This window comes from Flavobacterium mesophilum, assembly GCF_039581405.1.
GTDB lineage: Bacteria > Bacteroidota > Bacteroidia > Flavobacteriales > Flavobacteriaceae > Flavobacterium.
The window spans coordinates 355,668-372,623 of the sequence record NZ_JBCPXZ010000003.1 but is presented as its reverse complement, the minus strand read 5'-3'; the positions used below and the strand labels follow the sequence as shown (position 1 = coordinate 372,623).

16 protein-coding genes and 2 tRNA genes are annotated in these 16,956 nt (G+C 34.5%); 10 read left to right on the top strand and 8 right to left on the bottom strand.

From position 1 onward, the window contains the following. Window positions 1–240: 240 nt before the first annotated feature. The 9 genes from AAYQ19_RS10585 to AAYQ19_RS10545 all read left to right on the top strand — a co-directional run bounded on the left by AAYQ19_RS10585 (window position 241) and on the right by AAYQ19_RS10545 (window position 11,178). Entirely contained in the window at window positions 241–2,814 is a 2,574-nt protein-coding gene (locus AAYQ19_RS10585) for a M1 family aminopeptidase (protein ID WP_343536200.1), read from the top strand. After that, window positions 2,811–3,737, top strand: a complete 927-nt coding sequence (locus AAYQ19_RS10580) for a DUF58 domain-containing protein (protein ID WP_343536199.1) — start codon at window positions 2,811–2,813, stop codon at window positions 3,735–3,737. The genes AAYQ19_RS10585 and AAYQ19_RS10580 overlap by 4 nt, the downstream gene beginning before the upstream one ends. Before the next feature lie 86 nt (window positions 3,738–3,823). Then, window positions 3,824–3,897 (top strand) — tRNA-Asp (locus tag AAYQ19_RS10575). A 534-nt stretch (window positions 3,898–4,431) separates the two neighbouring features. After that, window positions 4,432–4,505 (top strand) — tRNA-Asp (locus AAYQ19_RS10570). Between the two features lie 232 nt (window positions 4,506–4,737). Beyond that, entirely contained in the window at window positions 4,738–5,562 is an 825-nt protein-coding gene (locus AAYQ19_RS10565) for a helix-turn-helix transcriptional regulator (RefSeq protein WP_343536198.1), read from the top strand. Between the two features lie 480 nt (window positions 5,563–6,042). Beyond that, window positions 6,043–7,335, top strand: a complete 1,293-nt coding sequence (locus AAYQ19_RS10560) for a TolC family protein (RefSeq protein ID WP_343536196.1) — start codon at window positions 6,043–6,045, stop codon at window positions 7,333–7,335. 236 nt (window positions 7,336–7,571) lie between these two features. Continuing rightward, a complete protein-coding gene (locus tag AAYQ19_RS10555; RefSeq protein ID WP_343536194.1) occupies window positions 7,572–8,624 on the top strand; it encodes an HlyD family secretion protein in 1,053 nt (350 codons plus the stop codon). 1 nt (window position 8,625) lies between these two features. Beyond that, window positions 8,626–10,209 carry an efflux MFS transporter permease gene (locus tag AAYQ19_RS10550; protein ID WP_343536193.1) on the top strand — a complete coding sequence of 528 codons (1,584 nt, stop codon included), beginning with the start codon at window positions 8,626–8,628 and terminating at the stop codon, window positions 10,207–10,209. 303 nt (window positions 10,210–10,512) lie between these two features. Next, entirely contained in the window at window positions 10,513–11,178 is a 666-nt protein-coding gene (locus AAYQ19_RS10545; protein WP_343536192.1) for an HAD family hydrolase, read from the top strand. Between the two features lie 334 nt (window positions 11,179–11,512). On the opposite strand, the gene AAYQ19_RS10540 is transcribed toward AAYQ19_RS10545, so the two are convergent. From AAYQ19_RS10540 to AAYQ19_RS10505, 8 genes are all read right to left on the bottom strand, one after another. Further along, entirely contained in the window at window positions 11,513–11,938 is a 426-nt protein-coding gene (locus tag AAYQ19_RS10540) for a hypothetical protein (protein ID WP_343536191.1), read from the bottom strand. Between the two features lie 115 nt (window positions 11,939–12,053). Continuing rightward, the gene (locus AAYQ19_RS10535; RefSeq protein ID WP_343536190.1) at window positions 12,054–12,845 is read right to left on the bottom strand and encodes a hypothetical protein; all 792 of its coding nucleotides are present in this window, start codon (window positions 12,843–12,845) and stop codon (window positions 12,054–12,056) included. A 167-nt stretch (window positions 12,846–13,012) separates the two neighbouring features. Beyond that, entirely contained in the window at window positions 13,013–13,612 is a 600-nt protein-coding gene (locus AAYQ19_RS10530; protein WP_343536188.1) for a hypothetical protein, read from the bottom strand. Between the two features lie 11 nt (window positions 13,613–13,623). Further along, window positions 13,624–14,046 carry a hypothetical protein gene (locus AAYQ19_RS10525; protein WP_343536187.1) on the bottom strand — a complete coding sequence of 141 codons (423 nt, stop codon included), beginning with the start codon at window positions 14,044–14,046 and terminating at the stop codon, window positions 13,624–13,626. 94 nt (window positions 14,047–14,140) lie between these two features. After that, entirely contained in the window at window positions 14,141–14,440 is a 300-nt protein-coding gene (locus tag AAYQ19_RS10520) for a hypothetical protein (protein WP_343536186.1), read from the bottom strand. A gap of 12 nt (window positions 14,441–14,452) precedes the next feature. Next, a complete protein-coding gene (locus tag AAYQ19_RS10515) occupies window positions 14,453–15,403 on the bottom strand; it encodes a WD40/YVTN/BNR-like repeat-containing protein (protein WP_343536185.1) in 951 nt (316 codons plus the stop codon). Between the two features lie 74 nt (window positions 15,404–15,477). After that, a complete protein-coding gene (locus AAYQ19_RS10510; RefSeq protein ID WP_343536183.1) occupies window positions 15,478–16,053 on the bottom strand; it encodes a 3-keto-disaccharide hydrolase in 576 nt (191 codons plus the stop codon). A 220-nt stretch (window positions 16,054–16,273) separates the two neighbouring features. Further along, on the bottom strand, window positions 16,274–16,504 hold the full coding sequence (locus AAYQ19_RS10505; RefSeq protein WP_343536182.1) for a helix-turn-helix domain-containing protein: 231 nt from the start codon (window positions 16,502–16,504) through the stop codon (window positions 16,274–16,276). Between the two features lie 87 nt (window positions 16,505–16,591). On the opposite strand from AAYQ19_RS10505, the gene AAYQ19_RS10500 reads away from it, so the two are divergent. After that, window positions 16,592–16,825 carry a hypothetical protein gene (locus AAYQ19_RS10500; RefSeq protein ID WP_343536181.1) on the top strand — a complete coding sequence of 78 codons (234 nt, stop codon included), beginning with the start codon at window positions 16,592–16,594 and terminating at the stop codon, window positions 16,823–16,825. Window positions 16,826–16,956: the final 131 nt, after the last annotated feature.

Here is a 16,956-nt window from a genome sequence, read left to right as displayed (position 1 = left end):
AAAAAGGTTTGGCGAAAGTCAAGCCTTTTTTATTTGTATTCGCCATGAATTATAATAATTGTTTCACGCAGATTTAGCAGATTGTAGCAGATTTATTTTAGATTTTGATTATTGGAATCTGTGTGTATCTGCTTAAATCTTTTAAAATCTGCGTGAAAAATTTAGCGCATAGATTTGTTTCGCTTCATAGCTAAAACCAATCCTTTTTTTTATTTTTACGAATCTTATATTCTCTTAAAAATGAAAATTTTTTACTGCTTTCTTGCCTTTTTTATAATCACAACTATCGGTTTTTCTCAATCGAAACAAAATGGAAATTTTATTGTCGAAAACGGCGTTTCGGAGCAATTGGCGCAATTTCGTAAGCAACAGATTTCTAATGTTCAGTACCAATTGTCTTTTGAAATTCCGAAACAAAAAAGCGAAGATATCAATTCAAGTTTGACGGTTAATCTGGTTTTATCAGATTTAAGCAAACCTCTGGTTTTAGATTTTAAAGAGAAAACAACAAACATAAAATCAGTTTCTGCAAATGGGAAAAATGTTGGAATCGTTCATGAAAATGGACATATTGTTATTCCTGCTGAAAATTTGATTTCGGGGAAAAACTCGGTTTCAATTTCGTTTATCGCAGGGAATCTTTCTTTAAATCGAAACGATGATTTTCTGTACACTTTATTAGTTCCAGACCGAGCGAGCACTTTATTTCCATGTTTTGACCAACCAGATATAAAAGCGACATATAAATTAACGCTTTCTGTACCAAAAGATTGGTCCGTTTTGGCCGGAGCCGATGTAAAAGAGAAAGTTGAAAAAGGTGATTTTACGAGCTATACTTTCGGAGAATCGGATAAAATGAGTACGTATTTGTTTTCATTTGTAGCAGGAAAATTTAAAAGTGTTACACAGAAACCAGGTTTAGAAATGACGTTTTTATACCGTGAAAATAATCCTGAAAAAATAAAAACAAGTACCGATACGATTTTCAATCTACACCAACAATCGTTGGACTTTTTAGAAAAATATACCAATCGTAAATTCCCTTTTCAGAAGTTGGATTTTGCTTCGATTCCGGTTTTTCAATATGGCGGAATGGAGCATGTTGGGGCAATTCAGTACCGTGAATCAACTTTGTTTTTGGACAACAGCGCAACCGACAGCGAAAAATTAAACCGAGCAAAACTTATCGCGCATGAAACCTCGCACATGTGGTTTGGCGATTTGGTCACGATGAAATGGTTTGATGATGTTTGGATGAAAGAGGTTTTCGCCAATTTCATGGCAGACAAAATCATGAATCCGATTTTCCCGAAAATCAATCATAATCTGCAGTTTTTTAGTACGCATTATGCCAGCGCTTACGCGGAAGATCGCTCTTTAGGAACACATCCAATACGACAACATTTGGCAAATTTAAAAGATGCAGGTTCGCTTTATGGCGCGATGATTTACAACAAAGCCCCAATTATGATGCGTCAGTTGGAAGCTTCAATGGGAAAAGATGCTTTTCAAAAAGGAATCCAAAAATACATCGAGAAATACGCCAACGACAATGCCGATTGGAATAATTTGGTGGAAATTCTGGATGCTGAAACGCCTCTAGATATGAAGAAATGGAGCGAAGTTTGGGTAAACAAATCGGGAAGGGCGATTTTCTCGGATAAAATAGAATACAATGCTCAAAACCGAATCAAAAAGTTTGAAGTTTTTCAAAAAGCAGAAGATAAATCGAATAATGTTTGGCCTCAGATTTTTCAAATTGGTTTAGTTTATGCCAATGATGTAAAAGTGTTGACGGCAAATGTTACAGATAAAAACCTGATTATTAAAGATGCTGTTGGGCTCGAAAAACCGCTTGCTTTTATTTACAATTATAATGGTTTTGGATATGGTGTTTTTCCGCTTGACGGGAATAATTTAAATGTAATTTCAAGTTTAAAAGATGAGGTTGCACGAGCTTCGGCTTATAGTAATCTTTATGAAAATACATTGATTGGAAACGTTACTCCAGAAAAAGCTTTTGATTGTTTCTTTAAGGGAATTCAGAGTGAGGAAAATGAATTGGTTTTACGAATTGCATCTGCTAATTTGAATACTATTTATTGGAGATTCTTTTCGGAAAAACAGCAAAACAAAGTTCAGAAACAACTTGAAGATGTTTTATTTGCTCGTTTGCAAACCAATTCATCGGCCAATATTAAAAAGACGTTATTCGGATTGTTTAGTTCAATTGCATATTCTAATTCGGCGAAAGCCAAATTATATCAGATTTGGAATAAAGAAATTGTGATTCAAAATTTGAAGTTAAACGAAGATGATTATACCAATATTGCAATGAATTTGGCGATTTTCAAACATGAAAAAGCCGACGAAATTTTGGAAAAAACAAGAACAACAATCACAAATCCAGATAAAAAGAAGCGTTTTGAATTTTTGCTTCCTTCTTTATCAAAAGACGAATCGGTTCGATCTGCGTTTATAGAATCTTTAAAAGACGATGCGAATCGCGAGAAAGAATCTTGGGTTTCTGTTGGTTTGGCAAATGTAAATCATCCACTTCGTCAGGAAAGTGCGCAAAAATATATTAGATTTTCACTAGATTTGGTTGAGGAAATCCAGCGCACGGGAGATATTTTCTTTCCGAAAGATTGGTTGGATAATACCGTTGGAAGATATTCATCGAAATATGCTTTTGATGAAGTACAGCGTTTCTTAAAAGAAAATCCTAATTTTAGTCCGATCTTGAAACGCAAGTTGTTCATGGCGACCGATTTGCTTTATAAAGCGCAAAATATTAAAAAAGAAACCGAATGAAAATTGAATCGGAAATAGAGAAAGTCTCGAGTTTTCAGCATCTTGAAATGCTGGCGAATCAGGTTGTGGAAGGTTTTATATCCGGAATGCACAAGAGTCCGTTTCATGGATTTTCGGCCGAATTTGCTGAGCATAAAGTCTATAACGCAGGCGAAAGCACCAAACATATCGACTGGAAATTATTCGCCAAAACCGATCGTTTGTATACGAAACGTTTTGAAGAAGAAACCAATTTACGCTGTCATCTTATTGTAGATAATTCGTCGTCGATGCATTATCCGGAACTGAAATCGAATCAGCCTTTTTATGAAAAGAAGATTGGTTTTGCAGTTTTGGCTTCGGCAGTTTTAATGAATATTTTAAAGAAACAGCGCGATGCTGTTGGTTTAAGCGTTTTCTCCGATCACTACGAATATTATGCTCCAGAAAAAGGAAGCGATCGTCACCACAGGATGCTTTTGAATAAACTGGAACAATTATTAGAACAGCCAAAAGCAAAGAAAACCACCGATACAATTACATATCTGCACCAAATTGCAGAGAAAATGCATCGTCGTTCGATGATTATTTTGTTTACGGATATGTTCCAAACACAAGATGACGAGAAATTATTCAACGCTTTGCAGCATTTAAAACACAACAAACATAAGGTGGTTTTGTTTCATGTGGTTGATAATCAAACCGAATTGAAGTTTGATTTTGATAATGCACCAAGAAAATTTATTGATTTAGAATCAGGAGAAGAGGTTTCAATTTTTGCCGACAATGTAAAAGCAGCATATGAAAAAAGGGTGGAAGCCTATTTCAAAAACTTGGCTTTAACCTGCGCGAAGAACCAAATTAAGTACGTTTCGGTAAATGTTGGCGATAATTTTGAAAAAATATTGACGACTTATTTGGTTGAAAAACAAAACTTTGGATAATTTTTTAAACAAATTTTTAATTTTTTTTATAAAAAGGCTTGCAGAAATGAAATTCTGTTATATCTTTGCAACCGCAATAACGCAGAGGTTTGGTAGTTCAGTTGGTTAGAATACATGCCTGTCACGCATGGGGTCGCGGGTTCGAGTCCCGTCCAGACCGCAATATTGGGAGAAGCCTTTCTTAACAGAAAGGCTTTTTTGCCCAAAATCGGTATCTAAGATTAGTTGTGTTGTTTTGCTACGACTTTGTAACTCGTAGCTGGTTTAGTAGTTAGACCAATGAAAAGCTTTCCACTTTTGTGGATGGCTTTTTTGATTTAAGACCTTTTGTAAAAGGTAAATTCCAAACCGAAATTTCGGTAAAAATTGCAAATTCCATTTTATCATACAGTTTGTCATTTCGACGAAGGAGAAATCTTCGCTAGTAACTCTACAAAGATTTTACTGCAAAGCACGCAAAGATTTACGCAATCCCGATAGCCATCGGGAGCAAAGTTTTTTTTAAGCTTTGCGGACTTTGTGTTTTTAACCTTGCGGACTTTGCGGTTAAATAAAAGAAAGTTCTTACTTTTTGATCAAAACCTGAATTTTTAAAATATTGGATTTTAGTCGATTAAAAATTTATCAAATTTTATTCGTAAAAACGCTTGCAGAAATGAAATTCTGTTGTATTTTTGCACCCACAATAACGCAGGGTTTGGTAGTTCAGTTGGTTAGAATACATGCCTGTCACGCATGGGGTCGCGGGTTCGAGTCCCGTCCAGACCGCCTAAGTTTGTAAAATGCCTCTCATTACGAGAGGCATTTTTTTATGTAAACTTTGTGGGGTTTAACCGCAAAGAACGCTAAGTTTTACGCAAAGCACGCAAGGTTTTTTTAGCAAGATTTATAAAAGTTCGCAAAGCTTTATCGTATAGCTTTGCGAACTTTGCGTTTATAAGCGCAATCCTTGCAAAAAACCTTGCGTGCTTTGCGGTTAAAATTCTCCTATCTTTATATTATGGAACAAGGAACATTTAAAGTAGACAAATATTATCTCACTAAAGTAGATGCCGATAAAAAAAGCATTTATTGTCATCACGATATTATGGGCGAGTTATTGGTTCCAACGCATAAGCACAACAAAGCACAAATGCTATACGCGGAAGGCGATGTAGTTTTTGTGACGACTGAAACGAAATCCTATTTTTTACCTGCAAGACATTTTATCTGGATTCCCGCTGGATTGGAGCATAGTATCGAACCAAAGTCGGAACACGTGATGATGCGAAATCTCTATTTTCCAGTTGAAAAAGACGAAGATGAATTTTACAAAAGCGAAGGCATTTATCCGGTAAACAATTTATTGCTTCAAATGATGATGTTTACCAATCAGTGGAATGGAGATTTGAAAAAAAATACTCCGAATTTTGTGATTGCAAAAGCCATTAAAGCGATTCTTCCGCAAATATGCACTAATAATTTACCTTTAGAATTGCCTCAGCCAAAAGATAAACGACTTGGAAAAATACTCCGACATATCGAAAATAATCTCGGAGAAACAATTCTCTTTGCTGATGTAGCACATGAATTTGGCTTTAGCGAACGCTCTTTGTATCGCTTGTTTCAGAAAGATCTCAAGATGTCTTTTATTCAATATTATACCATTCGAAGAATCCTTAAAGCGATCGAACTTTTATTAGAAAGAAAGCTTTCTGTAAAAGAGGTAGCTTTAGAAGTTGGTTATAATAGTGTTCCGACTTTCAGTAACACTTTTTTCAAAATTTTAGGCCAAAGACCTTCTGATTACTTAAACGGAGAAGAAATTTTGGAGCGCGGTAAATAGATTTTGTTTCGCGCAGATTTTACAGATTTAAGCTGATTGAGACAGATTTTCTTATCGTATCACTTAAAATTTTCTCTCGCAGATTCCGCAGATTTAGGGGATTTTTAAATGCGAAAATGATTGTTTCACGCAGATTTGTTTAGATTTAAGCAGATTGTGCAGATTTTAAATTAATAATCTGCACAATCTGCCAAATCTGCGAGAGTAAAAAGAAAAATCTGCATCCTCTGCTAAAATCCCCTTAAATCTGCGTGAAACAAACGTGACTTTTAATTGTTTGTTTTTCAGTATTTTAATATAACGTTTTCGAAAATGAAATTTTAACATTTGTCCGAAATGAATATGTTATTGACTTTTTATAATCTTCCGCCAAGGAAAAAATGAAGGAACTTTGCAGCATAAAATATTCAAATATTCATGTTCCTTACAAAAACAAACTCTAAAGAAGATTGTTTTCCCAGAAGCTTATTGATTTTACTAATGGTGTTAGTATTCAATAGTTTACAAGCTCAGGAAGTTCATACGGTTTCTTTACAAGAAGCGATGAAACTGGCAAAGGAAAACAACAAAAAAGTCCTTAAATCTCAACTGGAGATTACGCTCGCTGAGCAAAACATCAAAGAAAGAAAAGAACTAAGATTGCCAGATGTACAATTGAACGGAATGTACTCTAGAATTACCAACATTACAGAATTTAAAGGAGATGGTTTCTTAAACGGAAAAGAAGTTACGAAAGCAATTCCTGAAATCTACGAGGTCAATTCAACTTTTAAAATGCCAATTTACGTTGGAAACAAGATTAACAATGCGATTAAAATTGCGAATCAGGAAAACGAAATTGCAAAAATAAAATCGGAAAAAACAGAAAATGATATTGAACTGGAAGTTGTTGCAAACTATTTGGCGATTTATAAAATGATGGAGCTTCAAAAGATATTTGAAGAAAACATCAAAGAAGAAAAAAACCGATTAAAAGAAGTGCAATCGCTTCAGAAACACGGAACGGTAACCAAAAATGAGGTTATTCGTGCCGAATTACAACTCTCAGATCGTGAGCTGAATGCGCTTACAAATTCCAAAAACATTAAAATAGCGCTTCACGATCTGAAGACGTTGATTCAGATTCCGGAAAACGAAGAAATTGCTATCGATACGACTGCAAGTCTGGACGAAATGAATGGCGTAGATCCCTATGATTTCTATTTGAATAAGGCGATGCAGAATGAAGAAATGCGAATGGCAAGCCAAGAATTAGATATCAGTAAAACCGAATTGAAATTGGTAAAAGGGAATTATCTGCCAACCGTAGATTTCTTTGGGAATTATGGTTTTTATTATCCAAACTACAAATTCTTTCCACCAAATCCGTACTTGTACACTTTAGGTCAAGTTGGTATTGAGGCGCGTTTTGATCTTTCGGCTTTGTATAAAAACAAAACGAAAGTGGCAAAAGCAAGTACTAAAATCGATGCGCAGAAAATGCAGAATGAAATCATAAAAGATGAAATTCAGGATCAGTTGTACAAAGAGCATACGCAGTATCAGGAAATCCTTGAGAAGTTTGTTGTGGTGGATAAAGCTTTGGATTTAGCCGAAGAAAACTACCGAATTGTAAAGCTGAAATACTTAAACCAATTGGTTTTAATTACCGAAATGGTTGATGCTGATAATGCTTTGCTTCAAGCGAAATACAATAAAATTTCTACTCGATTGGATGCTGTTTTGAAACATTACGAAATGATGCATACGGCGGGGATTATGCCTGAGAGTTAGAAGTTAAATGTGAAAAGTTAGAAGAAAGAAGTAAGAGAAAAGATTAAAAGCAAAGTTTCTCAGTTACGTAGTAACGCTCCATATTGTAGCGCCGGATTTCAATCCGGGGAGAGAAAAGATTAAAAGTAAAGTTTCTCAGTTCCGTAGGAACGCTTCATATCGTAGCGCCGTCCCGATAGCTATCGGGGTTAATCCGGTGGAGAATTAAAAAAGAACTAAGATAAAGAGATAAAAAGATGGTTAAGATAAAAAATGAAACTAAAAGAAATAAGACGTTTCATATACTAATAACAATTATTGCGTGTACGCTGGTGATAAGCGGGGTTATTTTGGGAATTTGGTTTTATGTGTTTAACCGAAATCACGAAGAAACCAATGACGCTCAGGTAGAACAATACGTTACGCCAATTATGTCGAGAATTACAGGTTATGTGCAGGAAGTTCGTTTTGACGAAAACCAATTTGTGCATAAAGGAGATACTTTGGTGGTGATTGATAACAGAGAATACAAATCGAAATTGAATGTGGCTTTGGCAGATGTTCAAAACGCGCAACAAAATAGCGTTGTGGCTCAGAAAAATGCTATTAATACAGCAAGTGCGACTGCAATTAACGAAGCGCAATTAGAAGCTGCAAAAGCGAATCTTTGGAAAACAAAATTAGAATACGAAAGATATAAAGCTCTGGTTAGTGAAGAAGCGGCAACTTCTCAGCAATTAGAAAAAGTAAAAGCAGATTACGAATCGGCTCAAGCGCATTTTTCAGAAATGAAAAACAGAATTCATTCAGCTTCTTTAAGCACTTCTGTTGCTGAAGCGAATGTTCCAACTACGCAGACTAATATTGCTTCGAAACAAGCTGTTGCAGACAATGCGGCATTATTTCTTTCGTACACGGTAATCACAGCGCCTTATGACGGCTGGGTTGGAAAACGAACTTTACAACCAGGACAAATGGTAAAAGAAGGACAGTCTTTGCTTTCTATAGTAAGTAAAGAAAAATGGATTACGGCGAATTTTAAAGAAACACAATTGCAATATTTAACGGTTGGGCAAGAAGTAGAAATTAAAGCTGATGCAATAGATAATAAGACTTTTGTGGGAACAATTGCTTCGTTATCGCCTGCGAGTGGTGCGAGATTCTCGTTGCTTCCGCCAGATAATGCAACAGGAAACTTTGTGAAAATTGAACAAAGAATTCCAGTTAGAATTCAGTTAAAAGAACAAGACAAACAAACCGATTTTTTAAGAGCAGGAATGAACATTACGGTTGTTGCTACTCACAAATAAAATGGAAGATAAAAGTATATTCAAATCATGGGTTCCAAAATGGGCGATCATTATTATTTTGTTCGTTTGTTTGTTGCATTCCATGATTTTATTGGGAGTTTACACGTCAAACGTAACGTATGCGGCGAGTTTTCTGGATATTGAGCCAGAAGATCTGCAGTTCGCAATGTGCGTTACGTACGGAACTCTGCTAGCAACCATTTTGATAGAAAGCCGATTTTCGAGTTTTTTTCCTGCGAAAAACTATCTGATGGCGGTTTATTCCTTGATCGGAATTACGATTGTTTCATCAGCTTATATAACCAATTTTTCGGTCTTTTTATTGATGAGAGTTGCGGAGGGAATCTTGATGGCGCTTCCGGTAATTACAATCAGGCAATTGCTTATTGAGCAGTTTAATTCTAAAAATGCCATTATCATCGGGTTTTCATTTTATTATGGCTCGTTGTTGTTGTCCACGCCGTTTATTATGAATATTGCCGTGTGGTTTCTGGATCATTACGACTGGAAATATATGTTGTATGTATCGGGAGGGCTTCAGGTTCTCAATGTGTTTTTAATCTTAGTTACTTTCAGAGGGCACCGAATCACAAAGAAAATCCCATTATATCAAATTGATTGGATGAGTTATTTTTTGGTTTTAATTTCAATTCTTTGCGGTGCCTACTTTTTTGTTTATGCGGAGAAAAAATATTGGTTACAGTCATCAGAAATGGTTTTAATGCTGATGATTTCGCTTATCACAGGCGGATTATTCATCTTTAAAGAACGTTTGGTAAAAAGACCAAGTTTTGATTTTGAAGTGATAAAATACGCCAATCTGCGAATAGGATTTTTATTGTTTTTCCTTTTCTATATCAGCAGAGCGACGTTGAGTCTTTGTCATGCTGCGATGTTCTCCATTTGGAATTGGGATCCATCGCGTGTGGCAGGGGTACAATACATCAACGGATTAGGAAATGTAATCGGACTTGTTTTGGCCGCTTTTTTCCTCATGAAATCTGTTTCGACTAAAATAATTTTTATGATTGGTTTTACGCTCATTGCTATTTTCCACTTCTGGTTTACGTTTCTATTTGTGCCAGATGTTGCGCTGAGCGATATTATCGTTCCCTATATTTTGCAAGGAATCGGTGTGGGGTTTTTATTTGTTCCGCTCATCTTATTTACCACATCATCGGTTCCAGCAAATATGGCGGTTTCTTCTGGAATTGTTGGGGTTTCAGGGCGTTTCTGGGGAAGCACAATTGGTTTCTGTGTGATGCAGAATGCAATGGTTTTCTTAAATAAAAAACACTTCCTGAAATTAAGCCAATTCGTAACAGGAGAAAATCCAGAAGCGCAAAATACAATTGCGTCAACAACGCAAAGTTTTATTGCCAAAGGATATTCGGCAGATAATGCCAATGTTTTGGCAATGAAAAAGGTTTTCGGTACAATTGCTAAACAATCGACTTTATTGGCTGATATGGAGATTTATACCATTGTAGGTTACGGTTTAGTGGTTTTGATTATTCTAATTGCGTGCAATCAGCATTTGAGACAGACGATGACTTTGGTGAAAAGTAAAATTTGGATCGGATAATTTTGTTTGCTTCGCCTGTTCGAGCATAGCTCTCGAGTCAGGTTTAAAGTTTGAACCTCAAAGTTATTTCCGTCTAGTTTGTCATTCCGACGAAGGAGGAATCTCCGCAAGTAACTCCGCAACGAGCGTCCAATCTTTGTAGAGCTTCTCGTGGAGATTCCTCCTTCGTCGGAATGACAAACAATACTTGATAATCCATTGCTTAAAAAACTCAGCGAATCTCAGCAAAAACCTTTATGAATCTCTACGTAATAACCGCTTTATTGCCTTATCTTGCACCCGTTTAAAAAACAAAATAAAATTATGAGCCAACAATGTGTAATTTTTGATATGGATGGCGTGATTTGCCACACCAATCCGCATCATGTAGTCGCTTTTGAAGAGTTTTTCAATAAATATAATATTCCGTACACCAATGAAGAGTTTGAAGAGCATATGTACGGAAAACACAATAGTTACATTATGTCGCATTTCTTTAAGCGTCCGATTCAAGGAGAAGAATTGACAAAACTCGAAGACGAAAAAGAAGGAATGTTTCGTGAGATTTATAAAGACAAAGTCGAAACGATTCCGCACTATATGCAATTTTTAGAAGAACTAAAATCTCGCGGATTCAAGACAGCTGTTGCAACATCGGCGCCGCGTGCGAATTTAGATTTGATTGCCAATTTCTTGAAACTCGACCAAAAAATGGATTCGATGATGTCAAGCGAAGATGTGAAATTTCATAAACCAAATCCAGAAGTATATTTAAAATCAGCAGAGCGTGTTGGAGTTTCTCCGTCTGATTGTGTGGTTTTCGAAGATTCTTTTTCGGGTATTACAGCAGGATTAAATGCCGGAATGAAAGTCGTTGGTGTTTTGAGCACGCATACAAAAGAAGAACTTCCTCCATGTGATTTTTATATCAATGATTATAGCGAAGTGAATGTGGATAAAATAATTACATTATTAAATTCCAATAAATAAAATACAAATTCTAAAACTATACAGGAGACCTTTGTCAAAGTTTAAGATTTTGACGAAGGTTTTTTTGTGAAAGGAGAAATTTACATAATTAAACCCGACAGGTTTTTAAAATCTGTCGGGTTTAGACCTGTGAATCTCCTAACTCCGTTTTTTAAAAATAATTGTAACCACAAAGTTTGTCATTCTGAGGAACGAAGAATCGCACGCGGGATTCGATTCAGATTGGCGAATTCACTTTGCGGAATTTCTCGTGCGATTTCTCCTTACGTCGAAATGACAAACGAGGTGAATTGCATTCTTTTGCCCAAGAGGTTTTATGGTTTTGAAGGGATGGTTATTGTTTTTCTTCCCAGAATATTTTTTTATTGTGTTCCACTAAATAGAAACAAGTTGTATCTGTAAGAGTTATGTCTTTTTTTAAGTCGAGAAAATAAGTTCCTTTAGATCTTATTTCTCTTCCTTCGCCACAATCGCTCCAGTAATCTTGGACTATCTTTTTATTTTTAATCATTCCGCTAATTTGTTCGTAGGGGAAGTTATCAGCAAATTCAAATTCTTTAAAACTAATATATTCTGTTGATTGACCTTTTTTTAACGATCCAATAAAAGTTCCGGCAATAACTAAGGAGTCAATGTCGTCTCCTGTTTTATTGTAGAATTTTGCATGAAAGCCTTTGAAATTTAGAAAACTAATCAAAATGATAATGGATAATAAAATAAAAAGAGAAGATTGAATGATTTTTGATTTTGAAATCTGCATTTTCTAAAAGAATGATTTTTATACAATATTATTAAACAAATCTAAAAAAGAAATGAATTGCCTTTAGTTTTAGCGGGAGTTTTTTTATGTCTAAAATTAAAAGGCTTTAGCCGAATCAATATTTCTCATCCAAAAAAGCCTTCCAACCTTTCTCAAATTCTTCAGTCGATACGTTTAATGTTTTTTCGATATTCCCAAAAGAACCAATTAATTTGGGTAAAATATCTTTTCCCCATTTTTGAGTAAGATATTCGATTATCGTATATCCAATATTATAAATCTGATTGCTTTTGTTAAGTTCAGCTAAAGTCAGATTTTTGCTTTTAGCATATTTTACGCTTAAGGTATTTACTTCTTTCGCTTCGAAAATACTGATGGCTTCCCAAAGCCAACGTGGATATTCAGAACCAAACTTTTTGTCGAATTCCTTATCAAAAGTAAGTCGGTCTTGCGTGATGATGGTTTCTTTTGCTTTGTCGATTAAAATGTTTAACTGAACACAATGTGTAAATTCATGTACCGCAGTTTTAAGTGGATCATCAGGAAAAACCGAATTAAACCAATTCGTCCAAAGAAAATGAAACTCATTTGGTCCGCGACTTGTTCCATTTACATTTCCTTTTAAACCTGTTGCTTGATTGAATTTTTGTTGCGAACCATAAATGAAAACCTTTATGGTTTCATGTTCCAAATCTTTTAAATCAGCTCTAACTTTCGCAAAATTATTTTCAAGCTGTTGACGGATTTTTTCTGCATCGTTCTTGTAAATGCCACTATAGCAAATAGTAAAATGCTCCGATTTTAGGATTTGAATTTCCTGTTCAACGGTAAAATTTCGAATCATTTTCGAAATAAAGAAAACCAAAATAATTCCAATAATAACAATGAAGAATTTGCGCTTTTTCATATTGTTTTAATTGAATTTAAAAGAAATTAATATTGTTTAATATGTTGTTTATTAGAGTGTTGATTGTTCAAAAATATGATATTTACTGAAATAAAATATGGGCACACCAAAAATTAAATGTTGACTTTGGAAGTTTGGTTTGCAAGTAAATGACTTGGGCAAAAGTCTTATTTTTTAATTGTCGTTTTCCAAACTTGATTCTTTTCATCAAGAATATAAACTTCATTTAAAGTTAAACATAGAAATTTTTGAAGTTTAATTTTTTCAGGGAAAACAATTTTTCCGGAAGGACGTAGTTGTCCATTTTCCATTTGAAGTATCTGAATCGTTTTTCTTTGATCTGTTGAGGGATCATTGTAAACGATAAACGAATTTGTGTGTTCAATTCGTAAAGGAAAACCTCCTAAGGTTAAAGCATTGCAGTTTTTTTTATTTAAAAAAACGTAAAATTCTTCATTGTAGGTAAATTTATTTAAAACAATGATTTCTGTTTTTTCAATGTAGCCTAATTCTTGAAATTCAACATAATTCTCATCTGAATCATCGTTGCAAAATGAAGTTTTTGAACCATTGCTGCATTTATAGTTAAGGCAGTTTGGTTTTTTCTTTGGTGGTTTGGTTTTTACAAGTTGAACCTCATAGAGTTTTTGAGTTTTTACTTTTCCGGATACTTTTAAAAATACATTTTCAGTAGTTTTTTGAGCATTGGCAAAATTTCCAACAGCTAAAAAGCAGATCAATACAAGGGTTTTTATAAAGTTTTTCAAAGGCTATTTTTTTATTTTTCTTCCCAAAATATTTTCTTGTTATGCGCTACTAGAAACAAGCTAGGATTTCCCTCGTCGTTCACAGCTTTTTTAATATCAAAAATATAAGAACCTTTAGATTTTGTATTTCTTTCTGTACCACACCAGCTCCAATGTAATTTATCTAATTTTTTATTGTTGGTAGTTCCGCTAATTTCTTCGTACGGTAAATCACCGTCAAATTCAAATTCTTTAAAGCTAATATATTCTGTTGATTGGTCTTTTTTTAATGATCCAATGAAAGTTCCGGCAATAACTAATGAGTCAATATCTTCACCGGTTTTATTGTGAAATTTCACGTGAATGCTTCTGAAACTTACAAAACTGCTTAGTATAATTAAGCTCGCGAAGATGAAAATAACAACTTCTATTTTTCTTTCTTTGGATAGCTTCATTGTTGTAACGAATAGTATTTAAGGGTAAATGTAAAAATTATTCGCCTTTGTTTTTAGCAATCAACTTAAATATTGTTTTTGAAACTGAGGCAAATTATTTTACAAGTTTTAAAACCTCTTTCGGAACCGCTAGGTCTCCAGCAACGCATGGCTCGGAAGCAATAGATTTGCAATCAGCTTTTATGACTATGTTATTTTGCCCTTGTTCAGTTCCTTTATAAGTTTCTCCAACTTTAAACTCCCGCCTCCAAATACCAACAACACCGCCTACGTATATATTGCCTTGATAAGGAGCGATAAATTCATACGTTCCTTCAACTGGTTTTGGATCGTCATCAGAAGAACAGCCCAGAATTCCTAAAGTTAAAATCAAAAAGCAAATCAATTTTTTCATAAACAAACGTTTTTATTTTTTTCTTAAAAAAGATCCATCGCCTCCTATTGCAAATACTGCACCGTCTTTAGCAATGATTTTCGTGATCGATTCATTCGGTTTTCCTTGTTCAGCTGGGGAACTGTAAACTATTTTCCAATTTAAGCCACCATTTTTAGTTTCAAAAATTTGCCCATCATACGCTGAGAAGTATCCTGTATTTTCATTTGTAAAACAAACTGATAATCCTGTAGTAGGCAAGTTTGCTATTTTTGTCCAACTATTTGAACCGTTGCTCGTTTTGTATAATTCTTTTTTTGAATTGATATAGTAGCCAATATTGTCTGATATAAACCAACTTGATAGATTTGAATCTGAATCTAATGTTTTAGTCCAGGTTTCACCGCCATCGATAGTCTTAGCAATTTGACCTGCATCAGAAGAATCAGAAGTATATCCGCCCGAAGCATATCCTACCAAAGCGGAGGTTTGTTGTAAATCATTTAATAAATTCAAGTCATTATTTATTGCTGTCCAAGTATTTCCAGAATCGCTTGATTTTAAAAGCGAACCACCGCGTATTATTACTCCTGTAGTTGAATTAAAAAATTGAATTGCAAAAATGGTTGAAGTACTTGGCAGGCTCTCAATTTTCTTGAACGTAGTGCCCGAATTTGTAGTAGCAAACATTTCGAGTCTTGCGGTATAAAAATTCTGTTCATTTAGCATAAAAGCACTCATAAATGTTTGATTAGTTCCTACATTTAATTTAGTCCATGTTCTTCCGCCGTCATTAGTTTTTGCTAAATAGCCAAAGCCACCGCAAATTATTCCTTGGTTTTTATTGATAAAAGAAATATTGCTTAAGCCTATCGAGGGAGCATCAGTAGTTATTTTTTCAAATACAGCTCCATTATCATCTTCATCAGACGAACAGCCAAGAATTCCTAAAGTTAAAATCAATAAGCAAATCAATTTTTTCATAACAATCTTTTTTTAGTAGATGTTTGAATATCAAAAAGGTTGCGTAAAATTGGGAAGAATTTTCTATTTAAACATTATTTCGAAATATTTTTTATTGTGATGTTTCTGAAATCAATTGGCGAACGCTCGTAGTTTAAAGAGATTTTACCTTCCGTTGCCGAAGCTTCGGTGCATTCGTTTACCAATTTTCCGTTTAAATATTGCGTGATTTTTCCGTTTAAGGATTTAATTACAACCACATTCCATTCGCCATACGGTTTCTCATTTTCCAAAAATTTAGGCGAAACGACACTTGCGCCGGCTTCAATTGGTTTTCCATTTACTTTAGCCGTTACTTGATCCAAAAAGATTAAATCGCCGGTAGTTTTTTCTTTGATTTGAAACTGAATTCCCTTTGGCCAAATTCTGTCTGAAGCATCTAACGGAATATTATACATCACACCGCTGTTTTTTACGCCTTTCATTTTGTATTTCTCTTCCATGTTCCATCTGTACTCCAATTCCAGTTCAAAGTTTTTATAGCTTTCTTTGGTCATCAAACAACTCGGATCTTCTCCATACATGCGAATCATTCCGTCTGTGAATTCATAAACTTTTGAAGGTTCTTGTCTGGCAGTATTTGATTTGGTAAATGCATACCAGTCCTGCATTTCCAAGCTTTTTCGCTGCACAACGCAAGAATTTAATAGGAGAACAAGAAGAATTGCGAAAGCTGATTTTTGGAACATAATTGAAAGCTAATTTGGTTGATAGTTTATAAAAGTAAAAATAACGATCCAAACCAATATAAAAATATGCAGTTGTGTTTTTTTTGTTTTGAAAAGTTGTAAAAAGAGCTTTTTACGTTTGAAGGAATACTTGAGTTGAAAATTATTTCAAGGGGAAATCCAGCAATTCTTTAGGTTCAACATCTAAAGCATTGGCGATTTTTATAAGAGTTTTTATGGTGGTATTTATTTCAGCTCTTTCGATTCTACCTATTTGAGTTTTACGGATTTCACAGTCATCAGCTAAATCTTGCTGCGACATGCCTTTCTTTTCTCGTAATTGTCTAATGTGAACGCCAAGATTTGCAATAAAAGTTTCCTGTGAAATATCCATATTTCAAAATTCCTAAGATTTATTTTTGCTCAGGTCACATTTATGTGTTCAAAAGTATTATATTTGAAAACTTTAAAAAATAAGATAATGGCTACATATTCGTATTCAAAAGAAGTTGAAACCAGATTAAAAGATTTTTTTACTGATGTTATAGAATCAGATGATATGGCAAAAACCATTCGTCAAGTAAATTACACGCTTTCGTTATGCGCAATGCGAGGATGCGAAACGGTAGAATCTGAAATAAAGAATATTGAAGATAGTTTTTACTGGCTCAATAAACTAGCAGAAGTTCTAGACCCTTATTTAGAGATTGATTAAAAAATGTGTTTAAACACAGTTCATTTCGACGAAAGGAGAAACCAAACAGCAAAACCGACAAAAACTCCGAGTGATTTCCGCACTTTTTCATAATTTGACAACTGTTGGTAATGCTGAAAATCTCCTTTCGT

What these genes read in the sequence shown, in the direction of transcription:
- AAYQ19_RS10585 (WP_343536200.1), top strand. Translation starts at nt 241, where the DNA reads ATGAAAATTTTTTACTGCTTTCTTGCCTTTTTTATAATCACAACTATC.
- AAYQ19_RS10580 (WP_343536199.1), top strand. Translation starts at nt 2,811, where the DNA reads ATGAAAATTGAATCGGAAATAGAGAAAGTCTCGAGTTTTCAGCATCTT.
- AAYQ19_RS10565 (WP_343536198.1), top strand. Translation starts at nt 4,738, where the DNA reads ATGGAACAAGGAACATTTAAAGTAGACAAATATTATCTCACTAAAGTA.
- AAYQ19_RS10560 (WP_343536196.1), top strand. Translation starts at nt 6,043, where the DNA reads ATGGTGTTAGTATTCAATAGTTTACAAGCTCAGGAAGTTCATACGGTT.
- AAYQ19_RS10555 (WP_343536194.1), top strand. Translation starts at nt 7,572, where the DNA reads ATGGTTAAGATAAAAAATGAAACTAAAAGAAATAAGACGTTTCATATA.
- AAYQ19_RS10550 (WP_343536193.1), top strand. Translation starts at nt 8,626, where the DNA reads ATGGAAGATAAAAGTATATTCAAATCATGGGTTCCAAAATGGGCGATC.
- AAYQ19_RS10545 (WP_343536192.1), top strand. Translation starts at nt 10,513, where the DNA reads ATGAGCCAACAATGTGTAATTTTTGATATGGATGGCGTGATTTGCCAC.
- AAYQ19_RS10540 (WP_343536191.1), bottom strand. Translation starts at nt 11,938, where the DNA reads ATGCAGATTTCAAAATCAAAAATCATTCAATCTTCTCTTTTTATTTTA.
- AAYQ19_RS10535 (WP_343536190.1), bottom strand. Translation starts at nt 12,845, where the DNA reads ATGAAAAAGCGCAAATTCTTCATTGTTATTATTGGAATTATTTTGGTT.
- AAYQ19_RS10525 (WP_343536187.1), bottom strand. Translation starts at nt 14,046, where the DNA reads ATGAAGCTATCCAAAGAAAGAAAAATAGAAGTTGTTATTTTCATCTTC.
- AAYQ19_RS10520 (WP_343536186.1), bottom strand. Translation starts at nt 14,440, where the DNA reads ATGAAAAAATTGATTTGCTTTTTGATTTTAACTTTAGGAATTCTGGGC.
- AAYQ19_RS10515 (WP_343536185.1), bottom strand. Translation starts at nt 15,403, where the DNA reads ATGAAAAAATTGATTTGCTTATTGATTTTAACTTTAGGAATTCTTGGC.
- AAYQ19_RS10510 (WP_343536183.1), bottom strand. Translation starts at nt 16,053, where the DNA reads ATGCAGGACTGGTATGCATTTACCAAATCAAATACTGCCAGACAAGAA.
- AAYQ19_RS10505 (WP_343536182.1), bottom strand. Translation starts at nt 16,504, where the DNA reads ATGGATATTTCACAGGAAACTTTTATTGCAAATCTTGGCGTTCACATT.
- AAYQ19_RS10500 (WP_343536181.1), top strand. Translation starts at nt 16,592, where the DNA reads ATGGCTACATATTCGTATTCAAAAGAAGTTGAAACCAGATTAAAAGAT.